Annotated in this window: 12 protein-coding genes; 4 read left to right on the top strand and 8 right to left on the bottom strand. The window is 46.4% G+C overall.

Translation table 11 applies throughout. The annotated features are described in order from the left end of the window. Positions 1 to 4: 4 nt before the first annotated feature. Entirely contained in the window at positions 5 to 1,015 is a 1,011-nt protein-coding gene (locus tag FSB75_RS08655; protein ID WP_172623101.1) for a T9SS type A sorting domain-containing protein, read from the bottom strand. An 83-nt stretch (positions 1,016 to 1,098) separates the two neighbouring features. On the opposite strand from FSB75_RS08655, the gene FSB75_RS08650 reads away from it, so the two are divergent. Both FSB75_RS08650 and FSB75_RS08645 read left to right on the top strand, forming a co-directional pair. Next, the gene (locus FSB75_RS08650) at positions 1,099 to 1,686 is read left to right on the top strand and encodes an RNA polymerase sigma factor (protein WP_146785689.1); all 588 of its coding nucleotides are present in this window, start codon (positions 1,099 to 1,101) and stop codon (positions 1,684 to 1,686) included. Next, positions 1,683 to 2,756: an energy transducer TonB gene (locus FSB75_RS08645; RefSeq protein WP_146785686.1), complete on the top strand. Its 1,074-nt coding sequence runs from the start codon at positions 1,683 to 1,685 to the stop codon at positions 2,754 to 2,756. The genes FSB75_RS08650 and FSB75_RS08645 overlap by 4 nt, the downstream gene beginning before the upstream one ends. 147 nt (positions 2,757 to 2,903) lie before the next feature. Here FSB75_RS08645 and FSB75_RS08640 read toward each other — a convergent pair whose 3' ends face one another. The 5 genes from FSB75_RS08640 to FSB75_RS08620 all read right to left on the bottom strand — a co-directional run bounded on the left by FSB75_RS08640 (position 2,904) and on the right by FSB75_RS08620 (position 8,829). Further along, a complete protein-coding gene (locus tag FSB75_RS08640; protein WP_146785682.1) occupies positions 2,904 to 3,311 on the bottom strand; it encodes a c-type cytochrome in 408 nt (135 codons plus the stop codon). Positions 3,312 to 3,343: 32 nt separating this feature from the next. Next, positions 3,344 to 4,240, bottom strand: a complete 897-nt coding sequence (locus FSB75_RS08635) for a DUF5777 family beta-barrel protein (protein ID WP_146785679.1) — start codon at positions 4,238 to 4,240, stop codon at positions 3,344 to 3,346. A gap of 9 nt (positions 4,241 to 4,249) precedes the next feature. Then, entirely contained in the window at positions 4,250 to 4,639 is a 390-nt protein-coding gene (locus FSB75_RS08630) for a hypothetical protein (protein ID WP_146785676.1), read from the bottom strand. Positions 4,640 to 4,678: 39 nt separating this feature from the next. Further along, positions 4,679 to 6,010, bottom strand: coding sequence for an ethylbenzene dehydrogenase-related protein (locus FSB75_RS08625; protein ID WP_146785673.1), 1,332 nt, complete (start codon positions 6,008 to 6,010; stop codon positions 4,679 to 4,681). Between the two features lie 302 nt (positions 6,011 to 6,312). Further along, positions 6,313 to 8,829: a VPS10 domain-containing protein gene (locus FSB75_RS08620; RefSeq protein ID WP_172623100.1), complete on the bottom strand. Its 2,517-nt coding sequence runs from the start codon at positions 8,827 to 8,829 to the stop codon at positions 6,313 to 6,315. A 120-nt stretch (positions 8,830 to 8,949) separates the two neighbouring features. Here FSB75_RS08620 and FSB75_RS08615 point away from each other — a divergent pair, with 120 nt between their 5' ends. Next, positions 8,950 to 9,657 carry a toxin-antitoxin system YwqK family antitoxin gene (locus FSB75_RS08615; RefSeq protein WP_172623099.1) on the top strand — a complete coding sequence of 236 codons (708 nt, stop codon included), beginning with the start codon at positions 8,950 to 8,952 and terminating at the stop codon, positions 9,655 to 9,657. Between the two features lie 95 nt (positions 9,658 to 9,752). Here the strand turns inward: FSB75_RS08615 and FSB75_RS08610 are convergent, their stop codons facing one another. Together FSB75_RS08610 and FSB75_RS08605 are read right to left on the bottom strand one after the other, a co-directional pair. After that, a complete protein-coding gene (locus tag FSB75_RS08610; RefSeq protein WP_146785663.1) occupies positions 9,753 to 10,676 on the bottom strand; it encodes an NAD-dependent epimerase/dehydratase family protein in 924 nt (307 codons plus the stop codon). A gap of 10 nt (positions 10,677 to 10,686) precedes the next feature. Beyond that, positions 10,687 to 11,520: an alpha/beta hydrolase gene (locus tag FSB75_RS08605; protein WP_146785660.1), complete on the bottom strand. Its 834-nt coding sequence runs from the start codon at positions 11,518 to 11,520 to the stop codon at positions 10,687 to 10,689. A gap of 224 nt (positions 11,521 to 11,744) precedes the next feature. On the opposite strand from FSB75_RS08605, the gene hisG reads away from it, so the two are divergent. Beyond that, on the top strand, positions 11,745 to 12,599 hold the full coding sequence (gene hisG, locus FSB75_RS08600; protein ID WP_146785657.1) for an ATP phosphoribosyltransferase: 855 nt from the start codon (positions 11,745 to 11,747) through the stop codon (positions 12,597 to 12,599). The last annotated feature ends 26 nt before the right edge of the window (positions 12,600 to 12,625 follow it).

The following is a 12,625-nucleotide window of genomic DNA, read 5'->3' as shown; positions in this document are numbered from 1 at the left end:
GAAATTAGTTTACGATAATTTTTTCCGTATAATTTTTGCCCGATTCTTCGTGCTGAAGTCGAAGAAAATAAATGCCGCGAGCAACGCTTTTTACGGTTAGCTGAAACAATTGAATTTCCTTCGATAATTCCACCGATTCCTGTTGCAACACTGCGCCATTGCTGCTAAAAATTGAAACCGTGTAACGGCCTTCCTGCAGGCCTTCTGTTGATACCGTTAACGGTGCATTCGCGTTTACAGGATTTGGGTACACGAGAATGAAAGTTTGTTGAGACGATGCTTGTTTTGGAGTTACCAGACTCTCTGCCTTTTGCTTTTTTCTCACCGGTATCCGGGACAGGGAAAGCCCGCCCATGATACCGGTCAAAGGCTCAAACAAATGATCTACTTCATTTAACTGTATGTGCAAGGGATGGTACACGAACGGCACCTTTCCAAACTTTTTGCCATCGGTTGCAATGGCTTGCAGCTTACACCGCCTTATGCGTTCAATCTTCACAATTTTCGGTTCTTTCGGCTGTACAACCGAATCAATTTGTGCATTTGAATCTCTTCGCGAAAAAATAACCTTTCCCATTATGTCGGGTGCCGGAGGCACAACCAATGTATCGTTTGGCATTGGCAAGACATCGCCCTGAATTAATGGTGTAGAAACAGCTAACGTATCTCCGGTAATGTGTTGTTCTTTCAATACTGGTTCTCCTTTCACTACTTGCCTCCCTGCCAACTTGCAGGAAATCAAAAATGCAGGCAATGTAATGGTGAAAAAATATCTCACCCAAGGAATGCGCTTCTTTGGAATTTCGATTTCTCTTTCCAATTGATCCGGATGAAAACGGCCGCAAACAGAACCGGAAGGCTTTTTAAAAAATGTAGCTAACTGCCGGTCGCTCATCGTACTGAAATCAATTACAGATTTTTGACAGGAAGCGCAAAAGCGGCCCTGGTCATCCGGCGTCATTTCGTTCCAATTTTCGTGGCAGGGTTTCGGAACGGAGAGCTGAATCTTTTTCATGCGCAGCGGTTTCAGAATCAGATGCGGCTGTTTAACAATTTGCATAAAGACGGTAAAAAAATTTTCTCCTTATTTTTAATTTCTTGGCCTTCCTGCGAAACATATCATCCAACGGTTTTTCCGATGCGGAATTAATTGAACGCTATCGCTACACTAATGACCTTGCCGTTTTGGGCGGGCTTTACAACCGCTACATGGACCTGGTTTACGGCGTTTGCCTCAAGTATCTGAAGACGCCGGAAGACGCGCAGGACAGTGTGATGAACATCTTTGAAGAACTTATTGCTAAACTGCAAAAACACGAGGTCGGAAATTTCAAAAGCTGGCTTTATACCCTGGCAAAAAATCATTGCCTCATGCGCCTGCGTTCGGAAAAAAGAACGCCGGTGGTAACGATGAAAGAAGAATTTGTGCAATCGGAAGAAGCTGTGCATCTGGAGGATGTAATCATCAAAGAAGAAAGTTATTTGCAGATGGAAGATTGCCTCAAACAATTGTCCAATGAACAGCGAAGAACAATTGAACTATTTTATCTGCAAGGCAAATGCTACAACGAAATAGCAGTCGAGACAGGACTTGAATGGAAGGCGGTAAGAAGCTACATTCAAAACGGGCGGCGAAACCTGAAGCTTTGCATGGAAAGCAACACAAAAGCAACGGTGGTTAAATGAGCGAAACAAAAACCTATACGGCTGCCGACATTGCACGTTACCACAGCGGAGAACTTTCCGCGGCGGAGCGTCATGCCCTGGAAAAAGCGGCGCTGGACGATCCGTTCCTGGCCGATGCGCTGGAAGGTTATGCCGCTACAAAAACGCCGGTTAAAGATTTGACGGCTCTACAACAAAAACTTCAACTGCGTATTGAAAAAGAAAAAGGCCGTCGCAAAATTTCTTCCATCGGTACAAACTGGATGAGGGTGGCTGCGCTGTTTATTTTGATCGCCGTTGGCGGATGGGCCATTGTTCAACTATTTGGTGGTAAAGAATCAAAGACTGAAAATGTAGCGACGCTGAAAAAACCAGTGAATACAGGCAAGAATACGGTAGCCGACTCAGCGACTGTTTCATCTGCCGCACCATTAAAGACAACACCGTTATCTGCAGAAACACAAAAAGAGTACAAGCGAACAACGGTTGCAAAAAACAAGAGCCGTACGCACAGAGCAGTTGAGAATAAAATTAACGACACTGAATCCGCATCTTCGGCCTTTATTTCTGCGCAGGACAGCGTGAAAGAATTGGGCTATGTTACCCAACAGTCGGCGGCGGCTGCCGGGCAGAAAACGGAAGCCTTTAAAAAATCAATTGCCGAAGCAAAAGACAAAGAGCAAGGCAATCTTGCAAGCACAACCGACACCGTCAAGAACTTTAACGTCACGCTGAAACGAAGTGACGAAGGTTTGCAGGAGGTGGTTGTTGCAAAAGCAAGAAAGCAGCCGGCAAGGCGAATGAACGTTACGATTGATTCTCTGGAACCAGCCGAAGGCTGGACAAACTTTGATGACTACGTCGCCAGCCACCTGAAAGAACCCGAAGAGCTAAAAGAAAAAGGCATGGAGGGTGAAGTTGAACTTTCCTTTGAGGTGAACAAAGAAGGCGAGCCGGTAAACATTGCCGTCACGCAATCGCTTTGCGCCAAATGCGATGAAGAAGCAATTCGAATCTTGAAAGAAGGCCCAAAATGGAAGCCAAAGAAAAAGAAGGGCAAAATAAAAATTAAGTTTCCGGCTGCGCCCTAACCAAGCCCTTGTTCTCCCAAGGGTAGGGATTAATGAACCTGCCTGTTGCCTGTGGATGAAGTTGCAAACGCTTTACGTTTACATCAGCCGTTGAAAGCACAAGTCACAGATGCATGGATGAATAAACTGCAAGCAAACAGGCCATCCTTATTTTTTAAAGGTTCTGATGTAGTTGATGATGCTCCATCTTTCTTCTTCATCCGGAATTTTCTTTTTGAAAGAGGGCATATCATCGCGGCCTTCCGATGTTTTATAAAACAGCGAGCCATCGCTTTCTGCCTGTACTTCGGCCTTGGTAAAATCGCCCGGCAAAGTTTTTAACTGGGCCGCTTTGGAGCCATCACCCATACCTTTTGTGCCGTGACACGATTTGCAGTGAGTGCTCCACAATACCTTGCCCGCAGCAATTGATTCTGCGTTGTTGGCAACAGGATTTTTTTTGCTTTTTGCCGCATCCGGAACGATCCACGGCGTTTTCTGATCGTTCATTTTTAAGGTGAAACCCGTTCCCATAAGTGCCGTTATCAAAACGACAAGCATAGCTTTTCTTTTCATTGTTTTTGTTTTAAAGGTTGATCATGCGAAAATCAAAAAACCCATAAGTGGGTAATGTTAAACCCAACGACAAACTGCCCTTGTGTGTAATCGTTTTGGTTGAATAGGTTATTGCTTTGCGGTACAATACCCGCATAATTACCGGCAAAAACCTGGAAGGCATGCGAACTGGTAGTCGTCTCAAAGCCGAAGCAAATGTTGGGGTGTGGATTGTTTGTCGGATGCTGTGTGAGCGGTTGGTCGTACCCTGCGATAATGGATGATTTCTCGGTTATTTTTAGCCTGCCCAATACCGATATCGCAAGATGATAATTGTGCATTTTGTTCTGAATTTCTCCCTTGCTGTCAACATAGGCTTCTGCGTTGTTAAACCAGGAGAAACTGGGCGCAACCTGCGCTGAAAAGCGGTCTGTTATTTTCCGGGCAATGAGCAGTTGGTTGAAATACGAGAACCGGTCTACACTGTAACGGAAATTGCTCTTGTCTCTTGCATCAATCACCATGTTTGTAAAGTAGGAAACGCTAACCGGCATGATCCCCGGTGTTTGTAGCAACAACGCGTACTTGGCATTTACATCAACCTGCATTCGCTCTTTGGTTAATCCGGCGCCCAGGTATAATTTTTTGATGGGCGAATACGAAACACCCAATCTTATGTTGGAAGGAGCAAAGAGTCCGAACATGTCTTTTGTACCATTACTAACCGTTCCAAAACGGTGCTGAATATCCAGTTCGAAGGAACCCTTTACCGGCACCATTACCGTTTGGTTATCCATTACCCAAACACTGCCGAAGGTATTTTTCACAGGCTTGGCTTTTTTTACGACCACGGCCTCTGTCGAATCCTGTGCAAACAGTTTTTCCGTTGTAAGCGTAAGAAGAAAAAGCGTTGCGAGATACAGTAGAAGTAAATGTTTATGTTGTTTCATACCGTCTTTTTAATTGTTGTTGGCGCCTTGTTTTATCCAGGCAAGTATGAGCGCATTGTAATCCTTGTTGCTTCCGCTCACGGGCATTGGCGTTCCGCGTTTGCCAGTCATCTTTAAATAAATCGTGCTGTTTTCAGGCGAGGTTTTATCAATGTAATTCCCAATGGTGAGAGAATTAAAAGCATTTGCCTCGGTTAAATTGGGTGCCTGACCACCGCTGCTGTGACAACCGCTTAGGTTGCAGCTTTTATTGAAGATGGGAATGATGTCCTGCGAGAACGTTACCGTTCTGGTTATTTCGGCTGTATCCTGTAAAACCGTTTTGTTCTTGTAACAGCTTACCAGGGAAAAGATGCTTCCGCACAGGATCAACGCGATTGCCGTTTTTTTATGTTGCATAATCAGTTGCATGATGAATGAGCTTCCTTGGTGGACATCTTATTTTTGAAACTTTAGTGTGAGGTTGGGCTGAATGCCGTGTTGGTTGTTTGATTTGTTCCAAACGGCAATGCCAAATCGCTGGTCTTGCAGACTGGTGAAATCAATATCCTGCTTTAAAACATCAGCCGTTTTTAATGCCCGTTTGTATTCAACTATCCATCCCGAACCAGTGTAAACAGCAGAACAGGTAATGTCGGCCCGGCCACCAATCAAAGGCGAAGCGATGTAGCTTGGAAAGCATTTTGGACCGTCTCCGCCGGTAACGGCGTCGCCGGTTCTTTGGTAGTCGGTACCAACATTTGGGTCAATGCTGCCGCCGTTATAGGTTAGCACGCCTGTGGAACTGACACCGGTTATTTTAACCGCACTTCCACCCGGTAATGTATCGGTGGCAAGAATGTAATAATAGTTGCTTGCATTGGGCTTAATCCACAAAGGCACATTCACAGACGCGCCGGTCCCGTCTAATTTTAGCGATTGCCGGTTGTTGCTTGCGCCTTGCACGGGAGAGGAAGTATAAGTTGGTGCAAAGGGCCAGGTAGTAGATGCTCCGGATACAGTGATGCCGTCAACGTGGCGGCCATTGCCCGAGCCGCCGGTTAAATTTGTAACACCGGGTCCGCCGGCCCAATCCTGGTAGTTGTCATCCATTTGGTTGAAGATGACATCCCTGCTTAAATGTGCCCACCACATGTCAATTTTTTCATTAACGCCGTTCGTATAGTGATTGCCGCTGTTGGCGTTGGACTTCATCACAGCCGGTGTAACCGAATAGTCCAAATAAGGCGTGAACACATGGCAACTTGAATAACAGGTTTGTGCGTTGAACTTTGCCGTTGAATTGTCAATGTTCCAAAGCATGGCAAGTTTATCCTCTCCAAATCCGTCTCTCGTCAGCACGCCGTTTGCGTCAAATGTTTTGCTGGTTGGTTCCTGGTTCCAACGGCTGGTAGCCGGATCAAAATACCAGGTAGCTACGTTTACACTTTTTGTATTGTCCGCATATTCAGCCAGGAAATAAATATTCTGTTCGTCATAAACCGAACGAAGTGTAACGGGATAGGACTGACCTATGTACCCTGCAAACAGGTTGTTGCCCGGGTCCGGTACGGTGAGCGTCAGGTTTAATTTAGTGGCCTTGTCCCATGCCGCATCAACAGTTCCGTCAATGGTTGGCGGTGTAGTCACCTTCATGGAAAGAAGATCGGTTGCGTTGTTTATTTGGGGAACGTCCAGTATCTGGTTGTCTTTTGTACAACTAACTGCATAACCTATAGCCAATAAAATGGTTGTTATGACCCAAAGGGATTTCTTTTTAAAGAGCCTCATAAACCGCGGTTTTACTTGAAGAATCGTATTCGTTCTTAAAATTTGGAAGTAAGGTACACAGGTGCTTTACACCCTGTCCATGATGCCCGTCAGTAATTGGAATGAGTATCGTCAATAAACCAAGTTTTGGACATTCTTTTTAATGACATGTCCTCTGGAAAACGGAATGGCGAGAGATGTGGATACAATAGAAAAAGCAACAGGCATTACGGATTCGTAAACGTTCATGTAAGTCCTGCAAAAAATCATAAAAAAAATGCCTGCATTAATGCAGGCATTCGAAAACGTTATTTCATTATTCATCAATCTTGTTCTCCAGGCTCGCTTTCTTCTTCGTCTCTGCGTTGGCGTTGTACAGGTTTCTCCTTTGGCTTTTTCTTCAACCAATCCTTGTCTTTTTGCAAACCCTGCACATCGGCTAAAGAAGTCACGTACAAACTGCGGCCGTGGGTGCCCAATACCAATTCGTTGTCGCGTTCCTGAATCGCAATGTCGTGTACCGGAACAGACTTCGGCAAGCCGCCGTTCCAAAGCATAAAGCTTTGCCCGCGGTTAAAGCTTACGTACAAACCTCCATCGGTACCCACGTACAAAATGTTTTCGTTTTTCGGGTCTTCCTTTACCACGTTCACGGGTTCAAGCGGTAAATCTTTTCCAAGTTGTTTCCAGGTGGCGCCGTAATCTTCGCTCACGTACAAATAAGGCGAGAAATCATCAAAGCGGTAACCGTTCAAACTTGCATATACTCTTGACTCTTTAAACTTCGATGCCGTTACGCGGCTCACCCACAAACCTGTTGCAAGATTGGCATCGGTTGTTTTGGTTGGCTTGTTGTTCACCAGCGCCCACGAATAACCGCCGTCTTTTGAAAGCTGAATGTTGCCGTCATCTGTACCTGCGTAAATGGCTCCAAAGCGCAGCGGCGATTCGCTAATGGTTGTAATCGTTCCGTACGGTACATTTCCACCTCTGTCTCCTTTGGTTAAATCGGCCATTGCGTACATCGTATCGGCTTTGTTCATCGAGCGGAAAAATTTGTTGCCGCCGAAATAAACCACGTCCTGGTTGTGCTGACTCAGGAGCACCGGCGTTTGCCAGTTAAAGCGGTAAGGTTTTTCACCAAGCGGATGCAAAGGCGTAATGCGCTTTGCTGTTTGGCGTGGCTGCAGTTTATTCAAACGTGAATAATTGCCGAACTGAAAACCCGTGTAAACCGTTTGGTTGTCTCTTGTATCTACCTGCACTTGCATGCCGTCGCCACCCATAATGCTTTTAAACGGATAATCGCCCGTGCCTTGCCAGTTCGGGCTTTCGCGGTTGGTAGAAGGGCCTGTCCACACGCCGTTGTCCTGCAGGCCACCGTAAACGTTGTACGGCCTTGCATTGTCAACCACCACGGAATAAAACTGTCCCACTGATGGCGTGTTGGCTTTTATCCAATGCTCGCCGTTGTCGTAGGTAATGTTCAAGCCACCATCATTGCCGTTAATCAGGTGCGAGTCGCGTTGCGGGTCAATCCACAAGGCATGATGATCGGGATGCACGTTCGGCTTGTCCATGTTCTTCCAGGTCTTTCCGCCATCGGTTGAATACTGCGATGTAAAACCAATTGCAAATACTTTATCCGGGTTGGTTGGCGACACGTAAATCTTTCCGAAATAATAACCGTAGGTAGAATTGATGGGCAACTCTTTTTCGTTTACTTTTTTCCAGCTTCCGCCGCCGTTATCACTGCGGTAAATTTCCGCACCAATGGGTGTTCCCTCAAAACCGGTGTTGATGTATAGATAATCGTAGAGCGCCGTGGCTTGCAATTGCCCCGTTGCTACCTGTTCTTTGATTTGTCTTGCGCTGTACTTTCCCAGGATGCCGTTCCGTTTTAAAAGCGTGTCAATCTTTCGTTCTTCCAGTTGCGCAAATTTTTCTTTGGTGAGATTTTTCAATTCGGCAAGTGCATACACCAGAGTATCTTTTTTCGCAGTATCAGGTTTTGCTTTTTGATTGTCCAAAACAGCGTAAACAATCTGTGGGTTCTTTGCGTAAACGGCTACACCAATTCTTCCCAAAATATCGCCCTGCGGAAATCCCGAACCTTCTTTTGTAACGTTCGTCCACGTATTGCCGCCGTCGGTGCTTTTGTAAATGCCGCTTGTTTTCCCGTTCGGCACAAAATTCCAGGCGCTGCGTGTGCGATACCATACAGTTGCATAAACTTCGCCCGGGTTCTGCGGATTGATGTCTAAATCAACCGCGCCGGTGTTGTCATCAATGTATAAAGTTTTTTTCCAGGTTTGTCCGCCATCGGTTGTTTTGTAAACGCCGCGTTCTGCGTTGGGCGAATACAGATGGCCGAGCACCGCCACCCAAGCCGTGTTGTCGTCCGTTGGATGCAACTGTATTTTGCCAATGTGGTGCGAATCAGGCAAGCCCATCCATTTCCAGGTCTTGCCTTTGTCGGTGCTTTTGTAAACACCCGTGCCGGCATAAGAAGAACGGCTGCTGTTTACTTCACCCGTTCCAACCCAAATGGTCCCGCTTTTCCAATTGACGGCAATATCGCCAATGGTCAAGGTTTCGGTGCTGTCGAAAACGGGGGCAAAGGATTGACCGTTGTTATCCGTGTACCAAACGCCACCGCTGGCGTAAGCCACGTAAAATTCAGTGGGGTCGGATGGGTTTGCGTCAATGTCCACCACACGTCCGCTCATTACCGACGGACCGATACTGCGAAACGGAATGCTGTTTAAAACAGAGGCTTTTTCCAGTGCCTGCCGTTGCTGCACCACCTTCATGCGTTCCGCTGCCGGTGTTGGTTTCACTTGGGCATTTGACAAAATTGTAACGAGCGTTGCCGAACAGAGTAGGGCCGGAAATCTTAGTTTTGAAAACATAAATGCAGTCTTTTTTCGTTTAGCAAAGAAGGCCAAACTTAACAAACTATGCGTTACATCTTTTCTTTCGTGTTGTTGTTGTCGCTGGGTGCAAAGGCGCAATGGAAAAACTACATCATTGGCGTAAAGGGCGACACGCTGAACCGCGTGGACGCAAAAGGATTGAAACAAGGCCCGTGGTTCTTTCATGTGGACGAATTGCGCGGCAATCCGGGTTATGAGGAAGAAGGCTTTTTTGTAAATGATCAGCGTGAAGGCCGGTGGGTGCGTTACTCGTTGCAAGGCGATAAACTGGCGATTGAGAACTACCGCTGGGGACAAAAGGACGGAAAGTGCCAATATTTCAATACCGCGGAGGATTTGATTCGCGAAGAAAGCTGGCTCGCTGCCAACCCGAAAAGCCCTTACGACACCATTCCTGTTTACGACATTAATGATGCGACAAAAATTCTTCGCTTCCAGATTGTAAAACTTGACGAAGCTTCCGTAAAGCACGGTACGTGGCGTTATTACGACCCGCAAACCGGCCGCATTGAAAAAACGGAACAGTATGTTTTGAACCGACTCAAAACAAAAGACGACGACACTGCTCAAACAACTGATGAACTTGCGCCTATAGATCCCGCTACCGGCAAACCCGTCGCGAAAAAAGAAGAGAAGAAACAGGCAGCAAAACCCAAAGAAGTACTGGAATACGAAAAGAAAAACGCGGGCAAGAAAAAGATCAAGGTGCGGGACGGAAGTACGGGGGGATAGTTAATAAGTTACTGCGTTAATGGGTTGATAAGTAAAGCCCGAAAGCGGTAAATGCTTTCGGGCTTTACTTTATCCGGAGGATTCTGCGCATACAGTTATTCTGCGGCTAAAATTTCTTTGGTGCCGTTCTCGTAAGACGTGGTCTTGAAATGAGGAAACCTTTTTTTGAATTTTGTGCTGTCAAAAAAATAATCGCGGTTGTTCTGGTACATCATTTCCACCATCTCCTTCATCAGCGGATTAAACAATCCCATCAAACGGACCATCGGTTTGGAAACGGTCACGGCTTTGCGTTTTACCTTCATCATTTGTGCAAACAAATCAATCCAATCGTTGCCGGTAAACTTTTCATCACTGGTTGGCAGGTGCCAAACCTGGTTGTAAGCATCCGGCGTGTTGCCCAGTAAAGCAGTGGCCCTGGCCGCATCGGGTGTATACGTAAACGAATGAATTTTAGAGCGGTCGCCCATCCAGAAAGCCGCTTTGCCTTTCCTGAAATTTTTGTAAACGGTTTCCTGCAATACGCTTGTGTTTATGCCGGGACCGTAAAAATCAGCCGCGCGGACAATCATGGCCGTTAACCTTCCGGCCTTTACTTCCTCAAAAATCAGTTGGGCAATCTGCGCCCGAACTTTTCCCTTTTTGCTCGGTGGATCAACGGGAGCGTCTTCAGTGAGATGACCAATGCTTTCTTGCCCGTAGAGGTAAATGTTGTCGAAGAAAACAAGCTTTGCCTTTTGTTGTTCGCAGGCGCGAATAACGTTGCGAACGATTTGCGGCCATTGTGTTTGCCAGACCTTCAATTTGTACGGCAGACCGGCAACGAGGTAAACAACGTCCGCGCCTTCTACCGCTTTGTTAACGGCTGTTTCATCGGTAAGGTCCGCGGCAAAAATTGCATCTTCTTCATTAACTTTTTTCGGCGTACGGCTGACGATACGGATGGTCGTGTTGTATGTTTTTAATGCCTTGGCTAATTCAGTGCCGATGGCGCCGCCCCCGCCTAAGATAACTTGCATGGTGAAATGTTTATGTGGATGATTTGGAAGCAAAGTTGCGGTTGAAATAATTCTTAAAGAACAGCAACTGAAACTGTACCGCTGTGCGCCAATAAGCCCAATCGTGTTTGCCGGGACGCTCAATGTAATCGTGCGGAATTTTCAAGTCCAGCATTTTTTTGTGCGCGGCACGGCTCATCTCCACAATAAAATCTTCTGTGCCTGTGTCCATGATAATGGCCAGCGAATCTTTCGGATAACTTTCCATTTGTTTCATGATGGAGTATTCGTCATAACGTTGTTTATTCGCCGTGTCGCCGAGGCGTTTTTCTACCTGGTAACCGCGGGTGATGCGTTCAATCAGCAAGGCGCCGCTCATGCTGCCGCAGGCGCCAAAAAAATCTGCGTGACGAAAGCCGAGAAACAAGCCGCCGTGGCCGCCCATGCTTAAACCCGAAATGGCCCTTGCTCTTCGATCCTTAATTACAGGGTAATGTGCTTCAATAAAAGCCGGAACTTCTTTGGCAATGTAGGTTTCATACCGCATCGAACTGTCTATCGGACTGTCATAATACCAACTGCTAAATTCTCCGTCGGGACACACGAGAAGAATTTTGTATTCATCGGCGTAAGCCTGCAATTGCGGCACTTTGGTTATCCAGTTACTGTAATTGCCACCGAAGCCGTGCAACAAGTAAACGGTCGGAAAAAGATTTTTTGCTTTTCGGTCATTGCCGGGAATTATTACAACGCATTTGCGTGTTTTGTTCATTGCATTGCTTTTGATGGCAACGGTGTCAACGATAGCGGCAAACAAAGAGGAAGCAAAGAAGAAGCTGAGGAGAAGAAAACACAGTTTACGCATGGGTTAAAACGATTATCCTTTTTAAATATGGAACAAGTATAATAAGGAATGGCTTGATACGGGCAAAAAACATTTGCTCTTAAATAGAGAGGCGCTTATTTTTGCGGCTCAATGAAAAAACATTTACACATCCACCATCACGCAGTTCCGCAAGGGTAAGCTGTTGGAGCATGTGTACAACATTAAACAAAAGGCTTACCCGGTGTAAGCCTTTTTATTTTTTTATGAACCTGAAACTGGCCATTCAAAAATCCGGTCGGCTGCACGAAGACAGCATCAAGCTTTTGAACGATTGCGGCATTGCCGTAAAAAGCAGTGGCAGCCATCTGCGCACCGTTGCCGATAATTTTCCGCTGGAAGTTTATTTCCTCCGCGACGACGACATCCCGCAATACGTGGAAGACGGCGTGGCGCACATCGGCATCGTGGGCGAAAACGTGCTGTACGAAAAAGAGAAAAAGGCAGCGATTATTGAAGCGTTGGGCTTTGGTAAATGCCGGCTTTCCATTGCCGTGAAAAAGACGGACGAATACGGCACCGCTCATTTTCTGCAAGGGAAAAAGATAGCGACGAGTTATCCTGTACTCACGCAAAAATTTTTGAACGAAAACAAAATTGACGCGGAGATTCACGAGATCAGCGGATCGGTAGAACTGGCGCCAGGCATTGGTTTGGCCGATGCGGTTTGCGATTTGGTGAGCAGCGGTTCCACGCTTTTTATGAATGGATTGCGGGAAGTGCAAACGATTTTAAAAAGCCAGGCCGTGCTGGTGCAACACGATTCGCTTGGCGAAGATTTGTTGAAGATTGTCGGGCAGTTGTTGTTCCGTATTCGTGCGGTAAAAAGGGCAAAGAATACCAAATACGTTTTGCTGAATGCACCCAACGATGCGCTGCAAAAAATCATTAGTCTTTTACCGGGCATGAAAAGCCCGACTGTATTGCCGCTTGCCGACAGCGGTTGGAGTTCGGTGCACAGCGTGCTGAATGAAGACGAGTTCTGGGAAAAGATTGAAGCGCTGCGAGACGCCGGCGCGCAAGGTATTTTGGTGGTGCCGATTGAGAAGATGATTGTGTGAGAAATTATGAGTTATGAATTATGAGT

It is taken from the genome of Flavisolibacter ginsenosidimutans, assembly GCF_007970805.1.
Lineage (GTDB): Bacteria > Bacteroidota > Bacteroidia > Chitinophagales > Chitinophagaceae > Flavisolibacter > Flavisolibacter ginsenosidimutans.
The sequence above is the reverse complement of the archived record's forward strand: the minus strand, read 5'-3'. Positions and strand labels throughout refer to the sequence as shown.